Here is a 26046-nt window from a genome sequence, read left to right as displayed (position 1 = left end):
CACGACCCCGTCCCGGACCTGTCCGGGGCGGGGTTTTTGCCGTGCACCGTGACCCTAGAAGAGCTAGGTTGCAACCTAGAAGCCCTAGGAAAGGTTGCGGCACCATGCACGTCCACACGCTCAAGGTCCCCGGCGCCACCCTCCGTTACGAGACCCGCGGCTCCGGTCCCGCCCTGCTGCTCCTGCCCGGGGGCGGCGCCGACGCCGCCGTGTGGGACCCCCTCGCCGACACCCTCGCCGACCACTTCACGGTCGTGGCCCCCGACCCGCGCGGCACCACGCGCAGCCCACTCGACGGACCGCCCGACGACCAGAGCCCGGCCGAACAGGCCGACGACGCCGCCCTGTTGCTGGCCGCGGTCACCGATGAACCGGCGTACGTCCTCGGCATCAGCGCCGGCGCGATCGTCGCCGTGGACCTGCTCCAGCGCCACCCGACCCTGGTACGACGGGTGGTGGCGCACGAACCGCCGCTGGTGGAACTGCTGCCGGACGCCGCCGAGCAGCGGAGCTTCTTCGCCTCGGTGGTGGAGGCCCACCGCGAGCGCGGCGTCGAGGCCGCGATGGCCGTGATGGCGGCGGGCACGGGCGGCGGCGACGCCGGGGGCGGTACGGAGGGCGACGCCGCCGGGGGCGAACGCCGCGCCCCCGCCGCGCACACCCCGCCGCCGGAGGAGGTGTTCCGGCGGATGTCGGCGAACGCGCCGTTCTTCCTCGAACACCAACTGCGCCAGTTCACCGGGCACCTGCCCGACCTCGACGCACTGGCCCCGCACGCCGACCGGCTGGTCCCGGCGGCCGGCGAGGACTCGCGCGGGCTGCTCCTGCGACGCCCGGCCGAGGCGCTGGCGCGCCGACTCGGCGTCGGGCTAGCCGAGTTCCCCGGCGGACACGTCGGCTGCGTCGAGCGGCCGGCCGCGTTCGCGGACCGGCTGCTCGACGTACTGCTGAAGTCCTGACCGCGAGGCCCGGGCCCGGGGAACGGACGTCCGTCCCGCGAGGCCGGGCCTCGGATCAGTCGTCCATCCCGGCGAGGACCAGCGGCAGACGGTCCGCGCCACCGGCGGTGACCTTCACCGGCACGCCCCAATCCTGCTGGTGGACGTGGCAGGCCGGGTACTCGTTGGCCGGGTCGTCGTCGCAGGACGCCGCCATCGCCGAGACGTGCAGCACGCCCTCGGAGACGTCCGGGTTCCACTCCAGCTCGCGGAACAGGTCACTGCCCGGGCCCTCGCCCCCCGCCAACAGTTCCGGCGGGGTCGAGGAGACCAGCAGCCGGGTCGAGGGGCCGTAGCGGGTGTCGAGCTTCTGCCCGCTCGGCGCCTGGAACACCACGTCGAGGCGCAACCGGCCGGGGGCCACCTCGGTCGCCGCCCGCCGCGTGCGGTGCGCGACCGCGTCCACCCGTACCGCCTCCTCCGGCAGCCGCAGCCGCGTCAGCCGGTGCCGCGCCGACTCGACGACCACGATGTCCGAGCCGACCAGCACCGCGTCACTGGGCTCGCGCAGGTCCGTCGCCAGCGTGGTGACCTCGCCCGTCGCCGGGTCGAAGCGGCGCAGGGCGTGGTTGTAGGTGTCGCAGATCGCGACCGAGCCGTCGGGCAGCGCGGTCACCCCGAGCGGGTGCTGGAGCAGCGCCTGCCCGGCGGGGCCGTCGCGGTGACCGAAGTCGAAGAGGCCGGTGCCGACGGCGGAGGTGATCGCGTAACCGGTGTCGGTGCGGTGGACGTAACGCACCGCGCTGGTCTCGGAGTCCGCGATCCACAGCCGGTCCTCGGTGGCCGCCAGCCCGGAGGGCTGCGCGAACCAGGCCTCGGCGGCCGGCCCGTCCACCAGCCCCTCGTTGGTGGTGCCGGCGGCGAGCTCGACCGTGCCGGACTCCGGGTCCCAGGTCCACAGCTGGTGGACGCCGGCCATCGCGATCCACACCTTGCCCTGCCACCAGGCCACGTCCCACGGCGAGGACAGGTCCACGTCCAGGGCGGGTCCGGAGGTGGGCGAACCCTGCCACCACTGCCGGCCGGTCCCGGCGACGGTCTCCACGACCCCGCTCTCCGGGTCGAAGGTCCGCAGCGCGTGATTGACGGTGTCCGCGACGACCACCCGCCCGTCGGGCAGCAGCGCGAGACCCTGCGGCTCGCTGAAGGCGTCCGGCCCGAAACCGCGCGCGCCGCTGCCGACGCGCCGTACGACGCTCTCCCCGTCCGGGGCCAGCTCCACGAGCTGGTGCCGCGTCGAATCGGACACCAGCAGGTTCCCGGAGGGCAGGACGAGCGCCTTCCCGGGGAACCGCAGATCGCTCGCCACGGGCTCGGGCGCCACGTACGGCCCGTCACCGCGCCGCAGGGTCCCCTTGCCCTCGTGCTCGGCCTCCAACTCCACGACCAGCCGCTCGATGGCGTGGGCGTGGCCCTCGCCGGCGTGCTGGGCGACGATGTACCCCTCGGGGTCGATCACGACGAGCGTGGGCCAGGCCCGGACGGCGTACTGCTTCCAGGTGGCCAGCTCGGGGTCGTCGAGCACGGGGTGGTGCACCCCGTAGCGCTCGACGGCGTCGACGACGGCGGTGTGCTCGGCCTCGTGCACGAACTTCGGCGAGTGCACACCGATGATCACCAGGGTGTCCCGGTGCTTCTCCTCCAGCTCCCGCAGCTCGTCGAGCACGTGCAGGCAGTTCACACAGCAGAAGGTCCAAAAGTCGAGAACGACGATGCGTCCTCGCAGGTCGGCAAGGGTGAGCTCCTTGCCTCCGGTGTTCAGCCAGCCGCCCTTGCCGATCAGCTCGGGGGCACGGAGTCGGGCACTGCGGCGGGGCGCGGGGGTGGGCGCCGGGACGGCATCGTTCATGCTTCAAGCTTGCCATCCTGATATGAACGTCGGATCACACGCGCACGGCGGGGGGAAACGACGGATGACCGCGGACGAGAACGAGACGACTGCCACGACCGCCGAGAGCACGGCGCCGACGGCACGGAGCTTCATGGCGCTGCCGGATCGCACGGAGGACGGGCGGGAGCCGTTCGCCGGGTGCCTGGCGGAGGTCGTCCGGGTCCTCGGGCTCGCCGTCGGCCCCGAGGCCGGGCCCGGTGGGCCGCTGACCTGGGAGCAGCGGGCCAGGGCAGCGTTGCGCGAGGCTTGCGATGACGGCATGGTCCTCTCCGAGGAAGCCTTCGACACACTCCTGAAGGCAGCCGTCCACGATCCCAACCCGAGCGCCAACCGTGGCTTCGTCGAGCCGGCTCTGAGCGCGTTCGGACGCGGGCGCGTCCAATCCGCGCTGCTCGGGTACCTGAGGACCGGCACGAATACCGAGCGGGCGGGCGCCGCGAGAGCCTGGTACTGGTCGAACGTGTCCCTGCTGCGGCTGCCGCCCGTGCGGGCGGAGAACCCCGGAGCCGCCCGTGGGACGGAGGATGGTTCGGCCGTGGTGGTCGAGTGGAACGAGGCCGCCCTGCGCGAGTTCGTGGCCAACGATCACCTGGACGTCCGGCGCTGCGTCCTGCCCGGCCTGCCGCTGCGCAAGTCGGCCTACCCGCCGGAGCTGCACGACCTGGTGGACACGGCGGTGGCCACGGCCCGGTCCCATCCGGACGAGTACATCCGCCACCGCGTGGAACACCAGATCGGCGACTGACGACCGAGGCGGTTCACCCCCGCCCGGGAACACCCGCGCGGGTGACGACGGGGCAAGGTCCTCCGTGGCACGCTGGCCGCACGGCGAAGGAGGCATCCGGCATGACCACCGCGCACGACTACGGCCGGGGCATCGACCCCGAGCACGCGCTGAAGTACGCGATCCGGCACCACAGCGGTGACCGAACGGAGATCGTCGAAGGGATCATCACGCAAGTGACACCGAGTTGGGACCACGAGCGCGCCGCGAAGATCGTCCGTCGCCAGATCGAGGGGAGGGTGGACGAACTCGGTTGTGTGGAAGGCTCCGGCAACCTCGATCTGCCGGGATCGTCCAACTGGTACATCCCCGATATCGCGGTGGTTCCTGATGATCTGGCGCAAGGCGGCAAGGCTCTCGTCCCCGACCAGACGCTCCTGATCGTCGAGGTGACCTCGGAGTCCAACGCGGAGACCGACCGCGTGGTCAAGCGCAAGCGGTACGCCGAGTACGGCGCGCCCTTGTACCTGCTGGTCGACCGGGTGGAGAAGACCGTCACCGTCTTCTCCGAGCCGGGCGGGCTCGGCTACACGCGGACCGACGGCCCCCACCCCTTCGGGACGCCGGTGCGGCTGCCGGAGCCGTTCGACCTCGAACTCGACACCACCGGACTGTAGGACCCCGCCGGCAGGACACGCCTGCGGGTCACGCCGAGGCGAGCAGGAGGCTCAGGCGGGGCAGGCGGGCGTCGGTCTGCGCGGTGTCGTCGAAGTCGAAGGACCAGTCCGGGTCCAGGGTCGGGTAGCTGATCGTGAAGGAGTCCGCCGGGAGCTCCCGGCCCGTGGCGATCCCGTACGCGGTCCAGGCGATGGAGAGCGCCTCCTCGTCGCACAGTTCCTCGCCCGCCGAGGCCGCCGCGCGGACCTCCGGGTGGTCCGCCAGGGAGTCGGGGTCGGCCAGGGCGGCCGTGAAGGCCGCCTCGCCCTGGGTGAGGAGCCAGCCGCGGAAGTAGTCGAAACCGTCGTCGGAGCAGCCACCGTTGATCAGGTACGCGGCGGCCCAGAGCGGCGCCCGGTAGGACTCCGCCAGCAGGTCCCACACCACCTGCTGGGCGGCGGCTATCCGCCCCTGCGGGTACGCGGCGAGGAGCTCCGACGCCCGTCGCGCCACCCCGTCGTCCCCCGCGTCCGCGCGGGCCGTCTCGATCAGCTTCCAGAAGGTCTGCTTGTCCATGGGAGGAGCCTGGCACCCGGGTCTGACAGCCGGTCCGACCTCAGTCGCCGGCTTCCGTGAAGGTCTTGAGCGAGGCCACGAGGGCCGTCACGAAGGACTCCCGGACCGGCTCCGGGAGCAGGTCCAGGGACAGGTACGGGTTCAGGTCCTCCAGCTCGACCAGCAGCAGTTCCCCCGAGGGGGCGCGGCAGGCGTCCACGCGCTGGATGCCGTGCGCGAGGGTGTTCCACGCGATGAAGGACCGGGCGAAGTCCAGGTCCGCCGCGGTGGGCTCGTAGCGCTCCAACTCCCAGCGGCGGGCCGGGTCCGGGGCGTACAGGGCGTACTGGAAGGCGTCGTCGACGAAGTAGAAGGACACCTCGTACGCGAAGTCGACGCGCGGCTGGATCAGGAACTCGCCGGCCGTCACCGAGCCCGGGTCGGCGGTGAAGGTGAGCCCGATGGAGTCCGCGCCCTGCTTGGGCTTCACCGCGTACGAGGGCACCGACGGCAGCCGGTGCAGCAGCGCCGGGTCGTCGACGGTGGGGATCACCGGGAAGCCGGCCTCGGTCAGGTCGAGCAGGTACTGCTTGCCGGCCATGTCACCGCGGCCGGTCAGCGGGTTGTAGACCCGTGTCCCGGCGGCCGTCGCGGCGGCGCGGAAGGAGTCGTACGCGGCCTGGTGGTGCAGGACCGGGCCGCTGTTGCGGACCACGACCGCGTCGAAGCCGGGCATCAGCCGCTCCGCGTCCAGCGGATGGCACAGGGCGAGCGGGAAGTGCTCGCGGAGCCGGGAGGTGAGGAATATGTCCTCGTCGCAGTAGCGGCGGCCGCGCGCCGGGTACGCCAGGTCGGTCACGAAGAGCAGAGGCATGCCCGCAACCTATCGCGGGCACGGATCAGCGCATGAAATACCTCGTACGGGACAAAGTGCTCGCCATCGGCGACGACTACTGGATCGAGGACGAGGACGGCCGGCAGGCCTTCCTCGTCGACGGGAAAGCGCTGCACCTGCGGGACACCCTGGAGCTGAAGGACCCGGACGGGCACATCCTGATCACGTTGCGGGAGAAGTGGTTCGCCTTCCGCGACGCGATGACCCTGGAGCGCGACGAGCGGCGCCTCGCCGTGATCCGGCGCAAGCGCCTCTCGCTGCTGCGCAACCACTACCGCGTCACGCTGGCCGAGGGCACCGAGGTCGACGTCAGCGGCCGGATCCTCGACCGCGAGTTCAAGGTCGAGTACGACGGGGAACTGCTCGCGCTGATCTCCCGCCAGTGGTACCGGGTCCGCGAGACGTACGCCGTCGACGTGGTCCGGGAGGACGCGGACGCGGCCCTGCTGATCGCCGTCGCGGTCTGCGTGATCCGGATGGCCGAGAAGGAACGGGACGAGGACTGACGGGGCCGCCGCAACCGGGACGCCTACCCCGACGACCGTCCGGTCACCCGGTCGTGCCGGTGGCTGTCCCGGGCGGTGAGCTGTCCCTGCACGTAGGCGTCCGACCCGGTGCTGTACGGGCCTCCGTGGTCGAGGAGGTGGTCGGTGAGGCGCTGCCACTCCGCGACGGCCGCCCGGGTCGGGGCGTCCGCCCGCGACAGGTCGCCGGCGGCCTTCAGGGCCGCCTCCAGGGCGGCGGCGGCCTCGTGGTGGGCCATGCCCTCCGCCCGGGCGCGGACCCGGTCGCGGGCCGCGACCTCCCCGGCCGAGGGGTCGTGGGGCTCCAGGGCCGCCTCGATCACGGCCTCGGTGTCCCGCGCGTCCTCGACCGCCGCCCCGGCGCCCTCGGCGCCGTCCCGCCCGCTCTCGTTCCCGTCCGTTTCCAGCACGCCACGCCCGCTTCCTGTCGGTGTCGATCCACGCCTACCCCCTGACGGGACGGCCTAGCGTCCCATCCGGCGGTCCTTGAGCGCGGGGAACTGCTCGCGGGTCTCGGCGACCTTCGCCGGGTCCAGCTCCACCGTGAGCACGTCCTCGCCGGTTCCCGCCTCCGCGAGGACCTCGCCCCACGGGTCCACCACCAGGCTGTGCCCGGCCTGCTCGACGCCCGCGTGGGTGCCGGTCAGCCCGCACGCCAGGACGTACGACTGGTCCTCCACGGCCCGCGCCCGGTTCAGCAGCGTCCAGTGGGAGCGGCGCCGGGCCGGCCACCCGGCGACCACTACCATCGTCGTCGCCCCGGCGTCGACCAGGCCCCGGAACAGCTCCGGGAAGCGTAGGTCGTAGCAGGTGGCGATGCCGAGGGTCTGTTCCGGCAGGGCCACCGTGGTCAGGGAGTCGCCGGGGGACATCAGCACCGCCTCGCCCTGGTCGAAGCCGAAGCGGTGGATCTTGCGGTAGGTCGCGGCCAGCTCGCCCGCCGGGGAGAGGACCAGGGCGGTGTTGTAGAGCGAGCCGTCGCCCGCGCGTTCCACCAGCGAGCCGGCGTGCAACCAGACCCCGGCGTCGCGCGCGGCCTTGGACATCGCCTCGTAGGTGGGGCCGTCGATCGGCTCGGCCTCGGTCTCGAACTGCTCGTAGGCGAACGCCCCGACCGTCCACAGTTCGGGCAGCACGACGAGGTCGGAGCCGCTCTGCTCCCGTACGAGGTCGGCCACCCGCGTCCGCCGGGAGGACACCGACTCCCCGTCGTTCACCGCGATTTGAATCAAAGAGGCGCGCACACTACCACCGTCCTGGACTTGTAGCCCTCGACTCGGGCCTACGATCGTCACACGAAAGCACTGCCGGGGTGCTCACCGGCAGCGTAGTTTTGGGAATAGTCCACAACGCGCCACTGAACAGCACGCGAGGGGTCCCGTTGACCGTCCATCCCAGCCTTCAGCCCTACGCCGACGCGTGGACCCACTCCATCGAGGCGATATCCGAGCTGGTCCTTCCCCTGCCCGAGGGGGAGTGGAACCGGGCGACCCCGTGCCCCGGCTGGTCCGTCCGTGACGTGGTGTCACACGTCATCGGCATCGAGTGCGAGCAGCTCGGCGACCCCCGGCCGATCCACACGCTGCCGCGGGATCTGCGGCACGTGGTGGACGAGTTCACCCGGTACATGGAAGTACAGGTTGACGTGCGGCGCCACCACACCGCGCCGGAGATGACCTCGGAGCTGGAGTACACCGTCATCCGTCGGGCGCGGCAGCTGCGCAACGAGAAGCGGGACCCGGCCACGATGGTGCGCGGGCCGCTGGGCGAGCAGGTGACGCTGGAGCAGGCGTTGCGGCTGCGGGCGTTCGACGTGTGGATGCACGAGCAGGATCTGCGGGCGGCGTTGGGCGCGCCGGGCAACTGGGACTCGCCGGGCGCGTACGTGGCACGGGACATGCTGCTGGCCGGGCTGCCGAAGGTGGTGGCGAAGAAGGCGGGGGCGCCCGCGAACTCCGCCGTGGTGCTGGACGTGCACGGCGTGCTGGAGTTCATGCGGACGGTACGGGTGGACGCGGCCGGGCAGGGGACCCTGGACAAGTCGCCGTCGCTGGGGCCGGCCGTGACGCTGACGATGGACTGGGAGACGTACGTCCGCCTCGCGGGGGGCCGGGTACGGCCGCGCGCGGTCGCCGACCGGGTGAAGGTCGAGGGCGACCCCGACCTCGCGGACGCCATCCTGGCGCACTTCCCCGTGACCCCCTGACCTGTTGATCCCGTGATCCCGTGGCCCCGTACGGCTCACGCCGACGCGGACGCCGGGGCGACGGGACCCGAGGGGTGTGACGGGTCGGGCTCGCCGGAAGGGGCCGCGACGACGGGTCGGCGCTCCTGGGCGCGTTCCCGTTCGCGGGCCAGCGCCCTCCCTCGCAGTCGGAGGATCTGGGTGATGCCCAGCACCTCCAGGAAGAACACCGACGAGAAGGCGATCCGGTAGTTGTCGCCGGTGGCGTCGAGCAGGACGCCGACCGCGAGCAAGGTGGTCATCGAGGCGAGGAAGCCGCCCATGTTGGTGATCCCGGAGGCCGTTCCCTGCCGTTCGGCCGGGTTCGCCGGACGGGCGAAGTCGAAGCCGATCATCGAGGCCGGTCCGCAGGTGCCGAGCACCACGCACAGGACGACCAGCAGCCACATGGGGGCCCGGTCGCCCGGGTACACCAGGACCGACGCCCACAGCAGGGCCGTCACCCCCACCGTGCCCAGCGCCAGCGGGATCCGTGCGGACTGGCGGCGTCCGACGAGCCGGCCGTAGATCAGCCCGAAGCCCATGTTCGCGGCGACGACGAGGGTGAGCAGCCCGCCCGCGGTGGTCCGCGACAGCCCCTGTGCCTCCACCAGGAACGGCATGCCCCACAGCAGCAGGAACACCATGGCCGGGAACTGGGTGGTGAAGTGCACCCACAGCCCGAGCCGGGTGCCGGGCTCCCGCCAGGACGCGGCGATCTGGCGGCGTACGAACCCGCCCGTGCCCGGCGTCCCGGTGACGGTCACCGCGGTGGGCGCGTGGCCGTCGGGTTGGTCCCGCAGGAACAGCGTCAGCGGGACCAGCACGATCAGTCCGGCCACCGCGCTGCCCGCGAAGGCGGCCACCCAGCCGACGCCGTGCAGCACGGGCGCGAGCACCAGCGTGGAGACCAGGTTGCCGGCCATGCCGACCAGCCCGGCCAGTTGCGCCATGAGGGGCGCGCGCCGCACCGGGAACCAGCGGGTCCCGAGCCGCAGCACGGAGATGAACGTCATCGCGTCACCGCAGCCGAGCAGGGCCCGCGCGGCCAGCGCCGTCCCGTAGGAGGGGGACAGGGCGAAGCCGATCTGCCCGGCGGTGAACAGCACCGCGCCGAGCGTCAGCACCTTCTTGGTGCCGAGCCGGTCCACCATCAGGCCGACGGGTATCTGCATGCCCGCGTACACCAGCAGTTGGAGCAGCGAGAACGTCGAGAGCGCCGACGCGTTGACGTGGAAGCGGTCCGCGGCTTCGAGGCCGGCGACCCCCAGGCTGGTACGGAAGATGACCGCGACGAAGTAGACGGCGACGCCGATCGACCAGACGGCCACGGCCTTCCGCCCGCCGGGGGGATCGAGGGGCAGGGCCGCGGTCCGCGGGGCGGGCACGGGGGCGCTCATCGCGCGTCCCCCCGCACCAGCGCCTCGACGCGGCCCACGTGCGCCCGTACGGCGGCGGCGGTCGTGTCCGCGTCCCCGGAGCGCAACGCGTCGAGGATCTCGGTGTGTTCGACGAGCGTGCGCTCCACCCGTTCGGGGTGGGCGTGCAACAGGGCCACGCCCATGCGCAGTTGGCGGTCGCGGAGCTGGTCGTAGAGCCGGCACAGGATCTGGTTGCCGGCGTGGCGCACGATCTCGGCGTGGAAGCCCCGGTCCGCGGCCATCAGTGCGACCAGGTCGCCCTCGGCGGCGTGCCGGCGCTGCTCCTCGATGAGCGCGGCGAGCCGGTCCAGCAGGGCCGGCGGGGCGGGCACGGCCTTGCGGGCGGTGAACTCCTCGACCAGCAGCCGGGTTTCGATGACGTCCGCGATCTCCTGTACGGAGACCGGCAGCACCAGCGCGCCCTTCTTCGGGTACAGCTTCAGCAGCCCCTCGGTCTCCAGCCGCAGCAGCGCCTCGCGCACCGGTGTGCGGGACACGCCGACGGCCTCGGCGACCTCGCCCTCGGTGAGCAGGAGGCCGCCTTCGAAGCGGCGGTCCAGGACACCCTGTTTGACGTGTCGGTAGACGCGGTCGGCGGCGGTCACGGCGGTGGCTGCTGATGGCATGCGCACAGGATAGATACATGAACGATGCAACGACCTTCCGCGTCCAGCATCCGGACAGCACGTCCGGACAGCGCATCCGGACAGCGCATCCGGACAGCACGTCCGGACATCGGGGAGGAGGGGAGGCGCGGGGGCGGGGAGGAGGCGACGGCCCGTTCGCTGCATCGAAGGATGTACCCCGGCTTCGTTCACCCGCAGGACGTGCGCCGCCCCGTCCGCCGAGACGCTGGAGTCATGTCCGAGACCCTGCTCGCACCGCCGGTGACGACGACCCGGCTCCCCCTCCTCGACGTCCTGCGCGGAGCCGCGATCCTCGGCACGCTCATGACCAACGTGTGGATCTTCGCCTCGCCGGGCTCCGAATGGGGTGTCGTCCAAGGCGGCCCGGGGAGCCCCGACGTCCTCGCGGACCCCACCCCCGCCCACCTGGCCGAGACGCTCTTCCGCTTCCTCGCCGACGGCAAGTTCCTGGCCCTGCTGACGATCCTGTTCGGCGTGGGCCTGGCCATCCAGTACGACTCCGCGGCGCGCCGGGGCGCCCCCTGGCCCGGCCGGTACTGGCGGCGGGCCGCCTTCCTCTTCCTCGAAGGGACCCTGCACTTCCTGCTGATCTTCGCCTGGGACGTGCTGATGGGCTACGCCGTCACCGCGCTCCTCGTCGCCTGGCTGCTCGCCCGCTCCGAGAAGGTCCGGCGGCGCGCGATGTGGGTGGCCGGCGGAACGCACCTGGCGCTGGTGGCCCTGGTGACGGTCGCCTCCGCGGCCGGACCCGAAGGCACCCCGACGGAGCCCCACCCGGACACGGTCGCGCTGTACGCCGACGGCACCTGGGCGGAACAGATCGCCTTCCGCCTCCAGCACGCGGCGATACTGCGCATCGAACCCGTCTTCAGCTTCGGCCTGCTCGTGTTCCTCTTCCTGCTGGGCGTCCGCCTGCACCGCGCGGGCGCGTTCGCCCCGACCGCCGACGGCCGTCGGATCCGGGGCCGGATGGCCGCCTGGGGGCTGGGGCTCGGCATGCCGGCGGGAATCGCCGCCGTGCTCGGCGGCGACGCGTTCTTCGTCCTGGGCCGCTACGCCGTCGCCCCGCTCATCGCCGTCGGCTACATGGGGCTGATCGGCATCGCCCTGGACCGCCTGCGGGTCCCCGCCGCCGTGACCGGCGCCCTCGGCTCGGTCGGCCGCACCGCCCTGTCCTGCTACGTCGCCCAGAACCTGCTGTGCGTCCTGCTCTGCTACGGCCTCGGCCTGGGTCTCACCGGGCGCCTCGCGGGCACCGGCCCCTGGTGGGTGATGGGCCTGTGGGCGGGCGTCGCCCTCACCCTGGTGGCCGGCTCCGCCCTGTGGCTGCGCCGCTTCGAGCGGGGCCCGCTCGAAGCCGTCCAACAGTGGGCCCTCAAGCCCCGCCGGTCCCGGCCGAGCGGGACGGGCGGTCGCTGACCTCCACCTCCAACAGGAACTCGTCGTACGGGGCCTCCTGCGGGTACGGCGGCCGGACCTGGGCGAACCGCACCCGGGCCCGGCCGCCCGCGCCGATCCCCCGCACCAGGTACACCCGCTCCACCGCCGCCCCCGGCAGCGGTGGGGTCTGCGCCCGCCCGGGCCCGTCCGGCTGCGTCACCGAGACCGCGTCCGCGTCGCCGCCGACCTGCCAGGTCCACACGTATCCGCGCGCCCCGCGCCCGGTCAGCCGCAGCTCGTACGTCTCGCCCGGCGCGAGCACGATGCTCCGTACCTCCATCCGCGCGGCCCCCTCTCAGGCCGGGCCGATCACCGGCCCCTCGTGCCAGCCCGCGCCGTCGCGCCAGTAGTGCTGGAGGAGGCGGTCGGTGCGCAGGACGATGACCTCCAGGTTGAACCCGAAACTGCCCTGGAGCATCCCGGTGACGGCCAGCGCGTCGTGTCCGAAGACCGCGCCGCGGGTCCAGGCGGCCCCCGCGGCGTTCCCTCGCCACCAGTGCTCGACCCGGCCGCCCTCGGCGACGGCGCACAACTCGTAGTTCCCGGCGGTGTCCTCGTCGACGGCCCCGTACTGGCCCTCGATCAGGCACGGCGCGGAGACGATCCCGCTGCCGAAGACCTCGCCGGCGCGCCAGACGAAGCCGTTGGGGTCGTCGCGCCACCACAGTTGCATTCGGCCGTCGTCGCGGGCCGCGACCAGGTCGAGGTGCCGGCCGCGGGTCTGGACCAGCGCCGGACCGTAGTGGGCGATGCCGGAGGCGAACCGGCCGCCGTCGTTCCAGGTCCAGGGCGCGCCGTTGATCCGCCACCAGTGGTTCAGCCGGCCGTCGGCGGTCCGCACGACCACCTCGAAGTTGCCCGGCTTGCCGTAGTCGCTCTGGATGAACGCCGGGGTCGAGCCGACCGCCGCGTCGCCCGGGCCGAAGGCGCCGCCGTCGCGCCAGGCGCCGCCGGACTGCTCGTAGTACCAGTGGCGGAGCCGGCCGCCCGTGGTGACGTGCAGGGACTCCATGTTCCGGTTGTAGGTGGTGCCGGTGAAGGCGGGCTGGCCCGAGGCGTCCGCGGCGAAGGTGCCGGCCCGGGACCAGGCGAACGGCGCGTCACCCTCGCGCCACCAGTGCCGCAGGGCGCCCGCGCCGGTGCCGGCGAGCAGCTCGAAGTTGCGGTGGGCGCGGCCGTTGCCGCTCTCGTACACGTTGCCCGTGTGCAGGCGGCGCTTGCTCCACGGGTCGATGTTGGTGTCACGCAGCCCGCACTTGGCCCAGCGGTCGATGTCGACCTCGCCGTAGGCGATGCGGCCGTAGCCGCCGACGTGGTAGCCGGTCCCCCAGGAGTTCTTGAACAGCCAGCAGCCGGCCGCGTCGTCGTAGCCGACGATCAACACGCAGTGCCCGCCCGCGAGTCGGTCGCTGGTGCGGTGGTAGACGCCCGCGCCGAGCCCGAAGAAGTCGTCGTACACGTCGAAGCAGGCCGTCAGCGGGCCGACGGTGTCCAGCCACACCTTCTGCTGCTCCGTGTCGCCCAGGCGCACGTACTCGGTGACGCGCACCGTGCGCCCCGAACGGTCCCAACTCGGCGTGTACTCGGCCCCCCAGGCCTCGCGCCGCTCGGCGGGCAGGCCGGGCGGGGGCGTGGAGTAGGGCCAGCAGTCCGGGTCGGCGAGCCCGCCGTGGGTGGTGATCCAGTCCAGGGCGGTCTCCGGGTTGGAGCCCTGCCCGCAGGTGAACTTCAGCCCGTCGTGCACGTCCCCCTCGGACCGCTCCGCCCACACGTCGTGCTCGATCCGGGCCATCGACTCCACCAGCCCGGCCGCCCCGAAGGCCCAGCACGACCCGCAGGGGTTCTGGTCCTTCACCTTCGTGAGCCAGGGCCACCCCCACCGGCTCCGCCAGTCCACGGCGGCCGGCCGGGCCCCCGCCGGCGACCCCCCGGCCCCGGGCAGCAGGCCGTGCGCGGCCCTGCGCCGGGTGAGGTGCGGATTGCCGCTGACCCGCCCGATCAGCCCCCGCAGATCGACGGTCCCCGCCTCCTCGGCGGAGGTCAGGTTCGCCCCCGGCTCCAGCCCCAGGGCGGCGCGCGGCACGCGCTCCGTGTCGGCCAGGTGCTCGGTCACCGACCAGCGCGCCCCCCGTTCCGCGAGCCGCGCCCGCAACTCCCCCGCCGTCCGGACAGACTCCTGCGGCATACCGGCCCCCCAGTGTGCGGTCGCCCGTACGGATGCGAGCGAGACCCGGGAGCGTCTCCCTGCCGGCGGGGGGCGTCAAGGGGGTCCGCGAGGTCGCGCGGTGGCACGGGGGTCGTACGCCCCGGGAGGCGGACGGGGGTGCGCGCGGCGACCCGCCGGGCGGACGGGAACCGGGCCGGCCGGCCCGCCCGGGGACCCCGCTAGGGTTTCCGCATGGGGACCTGGACCGCGCCGAGCGTCATCGAACGAGAGTTGCACGAGGCGAGGGCGGCGGGGAACTGGCCGGGTCTCCTCGACGTGCTGGCGCGGGCCCGCCTCCTGGTCCCGCAGTCCCGCGCGTTCCTCGACGCCCATCCCACCCAGGTCCGGCCCGAGCGGACCTGGTTCCCGCAGGTCCAGGCGCACGCCTACATCGCCTTCACCGAGGGCATGTTGCCCGTGCCCACCCCCGACCTGGTCTTCGACATCGCGAGCCTCGACTGGTTCGCCGACTGCTATCCGTCGGGCGCGGTCCCCTACCTGGCCGTCAACCCGGGCACCCCCTTCGAGGTGTTCCTGCCGATCTCGCCCGCGCACGCGGCGAGTTGGAAGTTCCACGTGGAGCGGCGCCCGCGCGACTACACCGGACTGGAACGCGACAAGGTCCACGCCCTGCACCTCGGCGGCCCCCTGCGCGGGCCCGTCGCCTTCGGGCTGGCCTGCGGCGCGCACCTGTCGGTGCGCGCCGGGACGTTCTGGAACGCGCTCGCCTACCACGGTCAGGGCTACTCCCTGGAGCGGGAGAAGCTCCGGGAGTCCTGGGGCGTCACCACCCGCGAGGAGTGGCACGTCATGACCGAGCGGCTGTTGAACGCCGACGTGGTCAGCCCGGTCTGGGAGTTCGCGCTGCGCGTGCGCGTCGCCCTGACCAAGGAGTTCGCCGGGCCGGTGGACATCGAGCACTGGCGCCACGCCACCGCCTCCACCCTGCGGGCCAACGCGGACCGGGCCGCAGAGCCGCAGCTGACCCCCGACGGGGTGACCGTCGCGCGGCCCCGGCCCACCGCCGAGGTGGAGGGGGAGATCGCGGGCCTCCAGCGGGTCATCGGCCGGATCGCCCGCTACGAGCAGCGCCTGCGGGCCGACGGGGTGCTCAGCGGGGGCGCGTACGTCCGTTCCGTCGAGGCGTGGGACTTCGGGCGGGCCTCCCAGATGGCCCGCTGGGGACTCGGCGCCCGCTTCGGGACCCTGGAGGAGACCGAGCGGGCCGTCGTCCGGGCGGGGAAGGCCTGCCGGCTGGCGTACCGCTCATGGGAGGAGCTGTCCGCCGGGTTCGTCCTCGGTCGGTGCATGCAGTTCGACGAGGAGGAGTTCGGCCACTGGTACGAGGAAATGGTCACCGTTCACCGGGAGTTGACGAACGATCCGGGCAGCCCCTGGGTGAACCTGCCGTGGGGGTGAGCGGGGACCTCGGTTAATCGGATCGTCGTACGCGAACCGAGCCGCGCGCGAGGGGGCCCCGACTAGGCTCGCCCGCATGACTGTTGAGCTGAACGACACCGTGCGGGGGCTGCTGGACGCGCCGCATCCCGCCGTCCTCACGACCATCAACCCCGATGGCGGACCGCAGAGTTCGGTCGTCTGGGTGTCCCGCGAAGGCGACGAGCTGTTGGTCTCCACCGAGCGGGGCCGACGCAAGGAACGCAACCTCGTCCGCGACGAGCGGGTCGGCCTGACCGTCTTCGACCTCGCGAACCCCTTCCTGTACGCCGAGATCCGCGGCACCGCCTCGGTGACCGAGGACACCGGTCGGGCCGTGGCGAACCGGATCGCCGAGGAGTACCTGGGCCCCGGCGGCGGCAAGGAGTTCGTGGAGGCCCCCGCCGAGCAGGTGCGGGTGGTCCTGCGCATCACCCCGACGAAGGTGCTCGGCAACGCCGCCAAGGCCGCCGGCTAGACGTTCGACGGGGCGCCGGGGCAGCAGGCCGAACAGGGCCTAGGGCAGCAGGCCCCGTACCGCCGTCCAGGCGTCGACGACCTCCGCGAGGGGGTCGTCGGCCGCCAGGTGGCCGCGGACCAGGGTCGCCCAGGGCACCAGGTTCTTGATCCGCCGAAGGTGCAGGATGCGCTCGCGCGGCAGGTTCCGCCAGTCCCGCGCCTCGGCCGCCGCCCGCGCCGGGGTCAGGTCGATCAGCGCGAGCACGTCCCGGCACAGGGCCGCCGGGTCACCGCCGCGGCCGGGCCCGAACTCCCGGATCAGGTAGCCCCGTACGGCCGCCGTCTCGGCTCCGCGCGTCAGGTCGTCGGGCCGCCCCGCCCGCAGGATCGCGGCGAGCGCCACCCGCCCCCACCGCATCCGCGCCGCGTCGGGCAGCGCCCGGTCGTGCGTGCGGGCGACGGCGATGGCGCGCAGGGTCTCGGGGTGGGGTTCGTCGAGCAGGGGTGGATCGGTGGCCAGCCAGGCCTCCAGCTCGTCCAGCGAATGGCCGTCCGGCGGTACGTACGTCAGCACCTGCCCGCGGCCGAGCAGCGCGACCACCGCGCCGGTGAGGTGGACCCGCGCCACGTGCCCGGCGTCGAAGAAGCCGACGGCCCGCCCGTACCGCTCTATGCGCCGCAGCCCGAGCCGCAGGTCCCCGACGGCGTAGACCTGACCGGCGCGCGCGACCCCGCCGATACAGCGGACCACACACACCCCGCCGGTCACGTCGGCCCGCTCGACGGAGTACACCTGCAGTTCGGCGATGGGCACCCGGCCCCCTTTCCCCGGCGGGAGGCTACCCGGTGGCGGGGCGGGCCCGCGACGGCCGATGGCCGGGCTCCCGCGAGGGAGGCCCGGCCATCGGCGCGTACGACGGTGCTGCGACCGCTACGACCAGGTGAGGAGTCGGCGGGGGTGTTCCAGGACCGCCGCGATGTCGGCCAGGAAGCGGGAGCCGAGCTCGCCGTCGATCAGACGGTGGTCGAACGACAGCGCCAGGGTGGTGACGTGGCGCGGCTTGACCTTGCCCTTGTGGACCCACGGCTGGAGCTTGATCGCGCCGATGGCGAGGATCGCGGACTCGCCGGGGTTCAGGATGGGCGTACCGGTGTCGACGCCGAAGACGCCGACGTTGGTGAGGGTGAGGGTGCCGTTCTGCATGTCCGCCGGGGACGTCTTGCCGTCCCGGGCCGTGCCGACCAGGGCCGACAGGGCCTCGGACAGCTCGCGCAGCGACTTGGTGTGGGCGTCCTTGATGTTCGGGACGATCAGCCCGCGCGGAGTGGCCGCCGCGATGCCCAGGTTGACGTAGTGCTTGAGCACGATCTCCTGGGCCGCCTCGTCCCAGGACGCGTTGACGTCCGGGTTGCGGCGGATCGCGACGAGGACGGCCCTGGCGATCAGGAGCAACGGGTTGATCCGCAGACCGGCGAGGTCCGGGTCGTCCTTGAGCTCCTGGACCAGCTTCATCGTCCGGGTCACGTCGAAGGTGATGAACTCGGTGACGTGCGGCGCGGTGAAGGCGGAACCGACCATGGCCTGGGCGGTGACCTTGCGGACGCCCTTGACGGGGATCCGGGTCTCGCGCACGGCCGTGTCGACCGGGGCCTGGACGACCGCCTCGGCCGCCACCGGGGCGGGGGCCTGGGCCTGGACGGCGGCCGGCGCCTGGACCTGCGCGGTCTGCGGGGTGATCGCCGCGGCGGCCGCCGCGTGGACGTCCTCCCGGCTCACGACCCCGCCGTCGCCGGTGGGGATCACCAGAGCCAGGTCGATGCCGAGGTCCTTGGCGAGCTTGCGCACCGGAGGCTTCGCGAGCGGGCGCTCGGACCCGGTCGGCGCGGCGGGAGCCGAGCCGTTCTGCGCGGGAACCACGGGGGCCGGTACGACGGCCGGGGCGACCGACGGCGCGACGGCCGAGCCGTTGCGCGCGGCCACGGAGGCGGCCGGGGCGGCGCCCGCCTCGGCCGCGCCCTTGCGGGGGCGGCGCTTGGTGGAGGCCGTGGACACGCCGTAGCCGACCAGGACCGGCTGACGGGCCTCGGCCACGGGCTCCTCGGCCACGGCCGGGGCCGCGACGGCCGCCGGGGCGGCGGCCTCGGGGGCCTCCTCCGCCGGACCGGTCCGCACGGAGATGATCACCTGGCCGACGTCGACCGTGACGCCTTCCTCGAAGAGGAGGGCGTGGACCACGCCGTCGAACGGGATCGGCAGCTCGACGGCCGCCTTCGCCGTCTCGACCTCGCAGACGACCTGACCGTCGGTGACGGTGTCACCCGGCTGGACGTACCACTTGAGGATCTCGGCCTCGGTGAGGCCCTCGCCCACGTCGGGCATCTTGAATTCACGGATCGTCACAGGGCTCTCCTCAGTACGCCAGCGAGCGGTCGACGGCGTCGAGCACCCTGTCCAGGCCCGGCAGGTACTCGTCCTCCAGGCGGGCCGGCGGGTACGGGGCGTGGAATCCGCCCACGCGCAGCACCGGCGCCTCCAGGTGGTAGAAGCACCGCTCCGTGATGCGGGCGGCGATCTCCGAGCCCACGCCGAGGAACACCGGCGCCTCGTGGACGACCACGAGCCGGCGGGTCCGCTCCACCGAGGCCTGCAGTCCGTCGAAGTCGATCGGGGACATCGAGCGCAGGTCCACGACCTCGACCGACTTGCCCTCCTCGGCCGCGGCGGCCGCCGCCTCCAGGCAGACCTTCACCATGGGACCGTAGGCAGCCAGGGTGATGTCCGTGCCCTCGCGCGCCACCCGGGACCCGTGCAGGGCGTCCGGGATGGCCTCGACGTCGACCTCGCCCTTGTCCCAGTAGCGCCGCTTCGGCTCGAAGAAGATCACCGGGTCGTCGCTGAGGATGGCCTGCTGAAGCATCCAGTAGGCGTCGCTCGCGTTCGAGGGCGAGACCACCTTCAGGCCGGGGACGTGCGCGAACAGCGTCTCCGGGGACTCGCTGTGGTGCTCGACCGCGCCGATGCCGCCCGCGTACGGGATGCGGATGACGACCGGCATCTTGATCTTGCCGAGCGACCGCGCGTGCATCTTCGCGAGCTGCGTGACGATCTGGTCGTACGCCGGGAAGACGAACCCGTCGAACTGGATCTCGACGACCGGCCGGTAGCCGCGCAGGGCCAGGCCGATCGCGGTGCCGACGATGCCCGACTCGGCGAGCGGGGTGTCGATGACCCGCTCCTCGCCGAAGTCCTTCTGGAGACCGTCGGTGATGCGGAAGACACCGCCGAGCTTGCCGACGTCCTCACCCATGATCAGGACCTTGGGGTCCGTCTCCAGGGCCTTGCGCAGCGAATCGTTGAGCGCCTTCGCGATGGTCAGCTTCTGAACGGCCATGGCGGTCACTCCCCACCTTCGAAGGACGCGAGGTACGCGGCGAACTGGGCGCGCTCCTCGTCGACGAGCGCGTGCCCGTCCGCGTAGACGTTCTCGAAGATCGCCATCGTGTCCGGGTCGGGCATGGCGCGCACGACCTCGCGCACCCGCTTGCCCAGGGTCTCGCTCTCGACTTCCAGCTGCTCGAAGAACGCCTCGTCGGCGCCGTCCGTCGCGAGGAGGTGGGCCTTCAGGCGCAGGATCGGGTCCTTCGCCTCCCAGGCCGCGGTCTCCTCGTCGCGCCGGTACTTCGTCGGGTCGTCGGAGGTGGTGTGCGCACCCATGCGGTAGGTGAACGCCTCGACCAGGGTCGGGCCCTCTCCGCGGCGGGCCCGCTCCAGCGCCCACCGGGTGACCGCGAGGCAGGCCAGGACGTCGTTGCCGTCCACCCGGACGCCCGGGAAGCCGAAGCCCTGGGCGCGCTGGTAGAGCGGTACGCGCATCTGGCGCTCGGTCGGCTCGGAGATCGCCCACTGGTTGTTCTGGCAGAAGAACACCACGGGGGAGTTGTAGACGGCCGAGAAGGTGAACGCCTCGGCCACGTCGCCCTGGCTGGACGCGCCGTCGCCGAAGTAGGCGATGACGGCCGAGTCGGCGCCGTCCTTGGCCACACCCATGGCGTAACCGGTCGCGTGCAGGGTCTGCGAGCCGATGACGATCGTGTACAGGTGGAAGTTGTTGATCTTCGGGTCCCAGCCACCGTGGTTCACACCGCGGAACATGCCGAGCAGGTTGGTCGGGTCGACCCCACGACACCAGGCCACACCGTGCTCGCGGTAGGTCGGGAATACGTAGTCGTCGTCGCGCAGCGCGCGCCCGGAACCGATCTGCGCGGCCTCCTGGCCGAGCAGCGAGGCCCACAGGCCCAGCTCGCCCTGACGCTGCAGGGCGGTCGCCTCGCCGTCGAAACGGCGGGTGAGGACCATGTCGCGATACAGATCGCGCAGGTCGTCGGTGGTGATGTCGGCGACGAAAGGAGCGAACTCGGCGATGTCGGGGTTGTCCGCGACCTCGACCCGTTCTCCCTCGGGCGTCAGCAGTTGTACGAGCTGAGGCTCGGCGTCGTGCGGCTGTGCGGTGGCAGCGGCGGTCTTGCGGGCGCCGGCTGCGCCTGCCGCCCGCTTGGTGCCACTGCTGCGTCGCGGCTTGCGCGCGGCAGTGCTCTCCACGGTCACGTGTGCTCCTCCGTCGGTCCGGCACCCGGGTTCTCCGGGGTCCAGTGCGGCTCACCTGTATCTGTACCCGAGCACGGGGTGGGTGCGCGGAACGTACGGGATTCAGGCGTGACAGGTGCCCCGGCGAGTGCCCTGCGCAATGCACGTTACCCAGTGCCCCGCATAACTGCGAAACCCCGTTTGACCTGCGATTTTGCTTGGATATCCAAGTAAACCGGCGACTTCGGGAACAACCACTGGTCACAGCCTTGCAGGGGGCCGGAACAACGGCACGTTATCCCGGGTAACTCCGGCAGGGAAGGGGTTCAAGGGTGATCACTGATGGAGGAACGCCGCAGCTCCCGAACGGGCGGACCCGACCGCGAACCCTCCGCACCCGCAATCGCACACAAAGACGAACACCCGGAAGGGCGATAAGGGCCGTACGGCTGCACCGGCCGAAAACGGAGAGTATGTGAACGAGTGTGTGAAGATGAGTTTGTGCGCGAAGACGGAAAAATCAAGGTATTTCTCCTGGACGACCACGAGGTGGTACGTCGGGGCGTCCATGAACTCTTGTCGGTCGAAGACGACATCGAGATCGTCGGGGAAGCCGGTACGGCCGCCGACGCACTCGTCCGCATCCCGGCCACCCGTCCCGACGTGGCCGTCCTCGACGTCCGCCTCCCGGACGGCAGCGGCGTGGAGGTCTGCCGCGAGGTCCGCTCCCAGAACGAGGACATCAAGTGCCTGATGCTGACCTCGTTCGCCGACGACGAGGCGCTGTTCGACGCGATCATGGCGGGCGCCTCGGGCTACGTCCTCAAGGCGATCCGCGGGAATGAGTTGCTCAGCGCCGTCCGGGACGTCGCGGCCGGCAAGTCCCTGCTGGACCCGGTGGCGACCGCCCGGGTGCTGGAGCGGCTGCGCGACGGCAAGAACGGCAAGGGCGACGACCGGCTCTCCCACCTCACCGAGCAGGAACGCAAGATCCTCGACCTGATCGGCGAGGGTCTGACCAACCGCGTCATCGGCGAGCGGCTGCACCTGGCGGAGAAGACGATCAAGAACTACGTCTCCAGCCTGCTGTCCAAGCTCGGCATGGAACGCCGCTCCCAGGCCGCCGCGTACGTGGCCCGCCTCCAGGCCGAAAAGCGCGCCTAGGCCGGCCGAAAGGGGGTGGCGGACCGGTCGATTCGGGACCAACGTCCCTGATCGACGGGGCGGGATCCCCTTTCCCGACCAGGTGTCGGAGGCGGACAGTGGAGCACATGTCCCCTGAGGAACTCCACGCCATCGAACTGCTGCGCCGGGTGCCGTACGGCCGAGTGGCCACCAGCATGCGCGCGCTGCCCTTCCTCGCCCTCGCCCGGCACATCGTGGTGGACGGCAGGGTCGTGCTGAGAATGCACGCCGGGTTCGGTCACCACCAGGCGTGCAACGGCAGCGTGGTCTCGTACGGCGCGGACAACTTCAATTCCGGGGACCGGCGCCTGTGGTCGGTTCAGTTCACCGGCACCGCGGAACTCGTCGAACCGACCAACGCGGAACTGGAACTCTTCGGTCCGGGTCCGCATTTCGTCGACGGAGCCGTTTTCGACCCCGTCTACATGCGCATCGAACCGCGACTCGTCACCGCGCACACCCTGGCCGGGAGGCACGCGCGCGACCGGGAGTACCAGCACGCGCTCTGACCGGGCGGCACGCGCCGCGACCTGCCGGCCGGCGGGCACACGGGAAGGGCCCGACGGAAGTGATTCCGTCGGGCCCTTTCGTCACAACCGTTACTGCCGGGTGCCGTCGTCGTTCCCTCCGGGGCCGTCGCCACCGCCGTCGGGCGGGGAGGGCTCCACCGGGACCGACGGCTTCGACGAGGTCGTCGGCTTGGACGACGAAGGCTCGTTGCTCGCCGAAGGCTCATCCGAGGCCGACGGCTTCGACGAGGGCGAGCTCGACGGCGCGCTGTGGCTCGGCGAGACCCTGGTGCGGCTCGGCGAGGGCCTGTACGTCTCCTCGTCGCCGCTGTCGTCCGTGCGCGGGGTGTCCGGGGACTGCGCCGAGGGGGAGTCCGCCGGCGTCTCCGCGGAGCTGGCCGGGGTCTTCGGCGAACTCTGCGTGGTGTTCGGGGACTTCTTCTCGTTGCCCGAACCGCCGTTGCCGCCCACGGTCTTCACCGCGTACGCGACGCCGCCGGCGATGGCCAGCACCGCGAGCAGCGCGAAGACCACCATCTTCCAGCGGCCTCCGCCGGCGCCCTGGCCGCCCTGGCCGCCGTGACCACCCTGGCCGCCGCGACCGTTGCCGTTGCCGTTCCTGCCGTTGCCGTATCCGCCGCCGCCCGGGAAGGCCGACCCGTCGTCGGGGTTGAGCGGGGGCACCATCGGCTGCTGGAACTGCGAGGTCGTGGCGTGCTGCGGGTACTGCTGACCGCCCGTGCCGCCCTGCGGCATCGCCGTGGTGGGGTTGGACCCGGGCTGCCCGTGCGGAAGCGCCATGGTGACGGGACCGGTGTTCCAGGTGCCGGTGTTCGGGCCCTGGTCGTGGAGCATCTGGAGCGCGTACTGGACGAGCCCGCGCATCTCCTCGGCCGACTGGAAACGGTCGTCCGGGTCCTTGGCCAGCGAGCGCATGACCAGGCCGTCGAGCTCCTGCGGGATGTGATGACCCTCCGGCAGCTGCGACGGCGGGATCGGCGCGTCCTGGACGTGCTGGTAGACCACCGACAGCGGCGTCTCACCCGTGAAGGGGGGCCGCAGCGCGAGGAGTTCGTACAGCAGGCAGCCGGTGGCGTACAGGTCGCTGCGGTGGTCCACGGCCTTGCCGAGGGCCTGTTCGGGCGACAGGTACTGCGGGGTGCCCATGACCATGCCGGTCTGGGTCATCGTCGACTGCACGCCGTGCAGGGCGCGGGCGATGCCGAAGTCCATCACCTTGACCGCGCCGGTGTCGGTGATGATCACGTTGGCGGGCTTGATGTCGCGGTGCACGATGCCGTGCTGGTGGGAGTAGGCCAGGGCCTCCAGCACACCCGCGACGATGATGAGCGCCTGATCGGGGCCCGGGGCCTCGGCGCTGATCAGCAGGTCGCGGATGGTGCGGCCCTCGACGAGTTCCATCACGATGTAGGGAACGACGTTCGGGCCGACCCGGTCCTCGCCCGAGTCGTACACGGCGACGACCGCGTGGTGGTTCAGCCCGGCGACGGACTGCGCCTCACGCGTGAAGCGGGCCTTGGAGACGGGGTCCTCGGCGAGGTCGGCGCGCAGCAGCTTCACCGCGACGGTGCGGCCGAGCCTGACGTCCTCGGCGGCGAAGACCTCCGCCATGCCACCGCGGCCCAGGCGGTGGGTCAGCCGATATCGGCCTTCGCCCACCAGGCCGCCTGCGCCCCAATGCTCAGGATCCTCGGCCATCCCGGCGCCGTTTCCCTCGGGTTCGGGTGCCATCAGTCCTCGCCGTCGTCTCTCTCGGGCCGCAACTCAGCGGTGTCCTCTTGGGGTGCTGCGACGAACGCTACAGCCTCCGAACCGTTCACCGTTCGGACAATGGCTCGCGGTGGCCTTGTGGTCACGGAACGAGCACCTGGCTTGACGTGTGCTTGCCCTCCGGCAGACTGGCTGCCACATGCGCTCTGCCAGACGCGTCAGGACACCGCCCGAGGGGAAGCAACAGTCATGAGCCAGGACGGCACACAGGGCCGGTACGCAGGCGGCTCCCTGGCCGGTGGCCGTTACCAGCTAAGGGACTTGCTCGGCGAAGGCGGCATGGCGTCCGTCTACCTCGCGTACGACTCGGCCCTCGACCGACAGGTCGCCATCAAGACGCTGCACAGCGAATTGGGGCGTGAGGCGTCCTTCCGCGAGCGGTTCCGCCGCGAGGCGCAGGCTGTAGCGAAACTGTCGCACACGAACATCGTCTCGGTATTCGATACCGGTGAGGGCGAGCTCGACGGCGCGCTGATGCCCTACATCGTCATGGAGTACGTCGAGGGGCAGCCGCTCGGCTCCGCGCTCCAGGCGGACATCGCGCAGTACGGCGCGATGCCGGCCGACAAGGCGCTCAAGGTCACCTCCGACGTGCTCGCGGCGCTCGAAACCAGCCACGAGATGGGGCTGGTCCACCGCGACATCAAGCCCGGCAACGTGATGATGACCAGGCGCGGCGTGGTCAAGGTCATGGACTTCGGCATCGCCCGCGCCATGCAGTCGGGCGTCACCTCGATGACGCAGACCGGAATGGTCGTCGGCACCCCGCAGTACCTGTCGCCCGAGCAGGCGCTGGGCCGCGGCGTGGATGCCCGGTCCGACCTCTACTCCGTCGGCATCATGCTGTTCCAGTTGCTGACGGGCCGGATCCCCTTCGACGCCGACTCGCCGCTGGCCATCGCGTACGCCCACGTGCAGGAGGAGCCGGTCGCCCCGTCCTCCATCAACCGGTCGGTGACGCCGGCCATGGACGCGCTGGTGGCGCGGGCCCTGAAGAAGAACCCGAACGAGCGCTTCCCGACCGCGGCGGCCATGCGCGACGAGATCGACCGCGTGCTGGCGGCCGGTCGCACGGGCGCCCCGGTGATCGTGCCGGGCGCGGCCTCGGGCGGCAGCGGGGCGGGCGTGAGCTCGGCCGTGTTCCCGCCGGTGGACTCCGGGTTCCAGGCGCCGCCGCAGTCGGTGCAGCAGCCGTACCAGCCGCCGCACACCCCGGCGCCGTCCCCGTACGCGCCGCAGACACCGGCCCAGGGCGGATACGCCTACCCGCCCCAGCAGCAGCACGCCCCGCATCAGTACGCCCCGCAGACCCCGCCGCCGTTCAACATCTCGCCGAACCCGAACCCGGCCCCGGGGGGCGCGGGCGGCGGGTCGAAGAAGAACACGGGCGTGATCGTGGGCTCGATCGTGGTGGCGCTGGTGGCCATCGGCGGGCTGATCGCCGTGCTCAACCTCGGCGGCGACGACAAGGACAAGGACATCGCGACGCCGTCCTCCTCGACCTCGGCGTCCGGTTCCACGCGCCCGGGCTACCGGGGCCCGGACCTCTCGCGGACGATCGACGCGGAGAAGTGCAAGAGCCCGTCGAAGGCCTACGACGACGCCAAGAAGGTCAACGCCCCCGACTTCCGGTACAAGAACATCCGCTCGGTGAAGGACTGCATCCAGGCCGCGGGCTGGAAGATCAAGGAAGAGCCCCGCGACGAGGCCGTCTACGGCGACGGCACCGTGATCGACCAGTTGCCCTCCGCCGGCGAGAAGATCGACCCGAAGGACACCACCTTCACCCTCCGCGTCTCCACCGGAAACCCGGAGTAGGGCGGAGCTGGGCGGGCGGGGCGGGCGCCGGGCGGCGGTTGCCGACCGCCCCACCCCCTCCCTCTTCTCGTGGCGTTCGC

Annotated in this window: 25 protein-coding genes; 11 read left to right on the top strand and 14 right to left on the bottom strand. The window is 72.1% G+C overall.

Annotation, left to right across the window (positions count from 1 at the left end; translation table 11 throughout):
- The first annotated feature begins 104 nt into the window (after positions 1-104).
- On the top strand, positions 105-959 hold the full coding sequence (locus tag ADK55_RS02850) for an alpha/beta fold hydrolase (RefSeq protein ID WP_053675651.1): 855 nt from the start codon (positions 105-107) through the stop codon (positions 957-959).
- 55 nt (positions 960-1014) lie between these two features.
- On the opposite strand, the gene ADK55_RS02845 is transcribed toward ADK55_RS02850, so the two are convergent.
- On the bottom strand, positions 1015-2847 hold the full coding sequence (locus ADK55_RS02845; protein WP_053675649.1) for an NHL domain-containing thioredoxin family protein: 1833 nt from the start codon (positions 2845-2847) through the stop codon (positions 1015-1017).
- 64 nt (positions 2848-2911) lie between these two features.
- Between ADK55_RS02845 and ADK55_RS02840 the strand changes: the two genes are divergently transcribed.
- Together ADK55_RS02840 and ADK55_RS02835 are read left to right on the top strand one after the other, a co-directional pair.
- Positions 2912-3634, top strand: coding sequence for a hypothetical protein (locus ADK55_RS02840; protein ID WP_234349868.1), 723 nt, complete (start codon positions 2912-2914; stop codon positions 3632-3634).
- Between the two features lie 101 nt (positions 3635-3735).
- Positions 3736-4290 carry a Uma2 family endonuclease gene (locus ADK55_RS02835; protein WP_053675647.1) on the top strand — a complete coding sequence of 185 codons (555 nt, stop codon included), beginning with the start codon at positions 3736-3738 and terminating at the stop codon, positions 4288-4290.
- 28 nt (positions 4291-4318) lie between these two features.
- Here the strand turns inward: ADK55_RS02835 and ADK55_RS02830 are convergent, their stop codons facing one another.
- Entirely contained in the window at positions 4319-4846 is a 528-nt protein-coding gene (locus tag ADK55_RS02830; protein WP_053675645.1) for a DUF4240 domain-containing protein, read from the bottom strand.
- A gap of 40 nt (positions 4847-4886) precedes the next feature.
- A complete protein-coding gene (locus tag ADK55_RS02825) occupies positions 4887-5699 on the bottom strand; it encodes a hypothetical protein (protein ID WP_053675643.1) in 813 nt (270 codons plus the stop codon).
- 32 nt (positions 5700-5731) lie between these two features.
- On the opposite strand from ADK55_RS02825, the gene ADK55_RS02820 reads away from it, so the two are divergent.
- The gene (locus ADK55_RS02820; RefSeq protein ID WP_053675641.1) at positions 5732-6226 is read left to right on the top strand and encodes an LURP-one-related/scramblase family protein; all 495 of its coding nucleotides are present in this window, start codon (positions 5732-5734) and stop codon (positions 6224-6226) included.
- Between the two features lie 23 nt (positions 6227-6249).
- Here ADK55_RS02820 and ADK55_RS39460 read toward each other — a convergent pair whose 3' ends face one another.
- Complete coding sequence (locus tag ADK55_RS39460; protein ID WP_234349867.1) at positions 6250-6654, bottom strand: hypothetical protein; 405 nt, start codon at positions 6652-6654, stop codon at positions 6250-6252.
- A 54-nt stretch (positions 6655-6708) separates the two neighbouring features.
- The gene (locus ADK55_RS02810) at positions 6709-7488 is read right to left on the bottom strand and encodes a carbon-nitrogen family hydrolase (protein WP_053675639.1); all 780 of its coding nucleotides are present in this window, start codon (positions 7486-7488) and stop codon (positions 6709-6711) included.
- A 137-nt stretch (positions 7489-7625) separates the two neighbouring features.
- Between ADK55_RS02810 and ADK55_RS02805 the strand changes: the two genes are divergently transcribed.
- Positions 7626-8450: a maleylpyruvate isomerase family mycothiol-dependent enzyme gene (locus tag ADK55_RS02805; protein WP_053675637.1), complete on the top strand. Its 825-nt coding sequence runs from the start codon at positions 7626-7628 to the stop codon at positions 8448-8450.
- 35 nt (positions 8451-8485) lie between these two features.
- On the opposite strand, the gene ADK55_RS02800 is transcribed toward ADK55_RS02805, so the two are convergent.
- Together ADK55_RS02800 and ADK55_RS02795 are read right to left on the bottom strand one after the other, a co-directional pair.
- On the bottom strand, positions 8486-9868 hold the full coding sequence (locus ADK55_RS02800) for an MFS transporter (RefSeq protein ID WP_234349866.1): 1383 nt from the start codon (positions 9866-9868) through the stop codon (positions 8486-8488).
- Complete coding sequence (locus ADK55_RS02795; protein WP_053675635.1) at positions 9865-10515, bottom strand: GntR family transcriptional regulator; 651 nt, start codon at positions 10513-10515, stop codon at positions 9865-9867. The genes ADK55_RS02800 and ADK55_RS02795 overlap by 4 nt, the downstream gene beginning before the upstream one ends.
- A 234-nt stretch (positions 10516-10749) precedes the next feature.
- Between ADK55_RS02795 and ADK55_RS02790 the strand changes: the two genes are divergently transcribed.
- Entirely contained in the window at positions 10750-11955 is a 1206-nt protein-coding gene (locus tag ADK55_RS02790; RefSeq protein ID WP_053675766.1) for a DUF418 domain-containing protein, read from the top strand.
- Here the strand turns inward: ADK55_RS02790 and ADK55_RS02785 are convergent.
- Positions 11912-12256, bottom strand: a complete 345-nt coding sequence (locus tag ADK55_RS02785; RefSeq protein ID WP_053675633.1) for a protease inhibitor I42 family protein — start codon at positions 12254-12256, stop codon at positions 11912-11914. The genes ADK55_RS02790 and ADK55_RS02785 overlap by 44 nt on opposite strands.
- A 15-nt stretch (positions 12257-12271) precedes the next feature.
- Entirely contained in the window at positions 12272-14161 is a 1890-nt protein-coding gene (locus ADK55_RS02780; RefSeq protein ID WP_053675631.1) for a C1 family peptidase, read from the bottom strand.
- A gap of 213 nt (positions 14162-14374) precedes the next feature.
- On the opposite strand from ADK55_RS02780, the gene ADK55_RS02775 reads away from it, so the two are divergent.
- Positions 14375-15601 carry a DUF1266 domain-containing protein gene (locus tag ADK55_RS02775; protein ID WP_053675630.1) on the top strand — a complete coding sequence of 409 codons (1227 nt, stop codon included), beginning with the start codon at positions 14375-14377 and terminating at the stop codon, positions 15599-15601.
- A 76-nt stretch (positions 15602-15677) separates the two neighbouring features.
- On the top strand, positions 15678-16097 hold the full coding sequence (locus tag ADK55_RS02770) for a PPOX class F420-dependent oxidoreductase (RefSeq protein WP_053675628.1): 420 nt from the start codon (positions 15678-15680) through the stop codon (positions 16095-16097).
- Positions 16098-16136: 39 nt separating this feature from the next.
- Here the strand turns inward: ADK55_RS02770 and ADK55_RS02765 are convergent, their stop codons facing one another.
- The 4 genes from ADK55_RS02765 to pdhA form a co-directional block, all read right to left on the bottom strand.
- Positions 16137-16892, bottom strand: a complete 756-nt coding sequence (locus tag ADK55_RS02765) for a hypothetical protein (RefSeq protein ID WP_053675627.1) — start codon at positions 16890-16892, stop codon at positions 16137-16139.
- A 117-nt stretch (positions 16893-17009) separates the two neighbouring features.
- On the bottom strand, positions 17010-18458 hold the full coding sequence (locus ADK55_RS02760; protein WP_053675764.1) for a dihydrolipoamide acetyltransferase family protein: 1449 nt from the start codon (positions 18456-18458) through the stop codon (positions 17010-17012).
- 31 nt (positions 18459-18489) lie between these two features.
- Positions 18490-19470 carry an alpha-ketoacid dehydrogenase subunit beta gene (locus ADK55_RS02755; RefSeq protein WP_053675762.1) on the bottom strand — a complete coding sequence of 327 codons (981 nt, stop codon included), beginning with the start codon at positions 19468-19470 and terminating at the stop codon, positions 18490-18492.
- Between the two features lie 5 nt (positions 19471-19475).
- Complete coding sequence (gene pdhA / locus ADK55_RS02750) at positions 19476-20684, bottom strand: pyruvate dehydrogenase (acetyl-transferring) E1 component subunit alpha (RefSeq protein WP_053675625.1); 1209 nt, start codon at positions 20682-20684, stop codon at positions 19476-19478.
- A 480-nt stretch (positions 20685-21164) separates the two neighbouring features.
- Between pdhA and ADK55_RS02745 the strand changes: the two genes are divergently transcribed.
- Positions 21165-21827 carry a response regulator gene (locus ADK55_RS02745; protein WP_053675623.1) on the top strand — a complete coding sequence of 221 codons (663 nt, stop codon included), beginning with the start codon at positions 21165-21167 and terminating at the stop codon, positions 21825-21827.
- A gap of 107 nt (positions 21828-21934) precedes the next feature.
- On the top strand, positions 21935-22357 hold the full coding sequence (locus tag ADK55_RS02740; protein WP_053675761.1) for a pyridoxamine 5'-phosphate oxidase family protein: 423 nt from the start codon (positions 21935-21937) through the stop codon (positions 22355-22357).
- A gap of 90 nt (positions 22358-22447) precedes the next feature.
- Here the strand turns inward: ADK55_RS02740 and ADK55_RS02735 are convergent, their stop codons facing one another.
- The gene (locus ADK55_RS02735; protein ID WP_053675621.1) at positions 22448-24109 is read right to left on the bottom strand and encodes a protein kinase domain-containing protein; all 1662 of its coding nucleotides are present in this window, start codon (positions 24107-24109) and stop codon (positions 22448-22450) included.
- A 228-nt stretch (positions 24110-24337) separates the two neighbouring features.
- On the opposite strand from ADK55_RS02735, the gene ADK55_RS02730 reads away from it, so the two are divergent.
- Entirely contained in the window at positions 24338-25966 is a 1629-nt protein-coding gene (locus ADK55_RS02730) for a protein kinase domain-containing protein (RefSeq protein WP_053675619.1), read from the top strand.
- Positions 25967-26046 lie beyond the last annotated feature (80 nt).

This window comes from Streptomyces sp. WM4235 (assembly GCF_001279725.1).
Taxonomy (GTDB): Bacteria; Actinomycetota; Actinomycetes; order Streptomycetales; family Streptomycetaceae; genus Streptomyces.
This window is presented reverse-complemented; position numbering and strand designations above follow the sequence as displayed.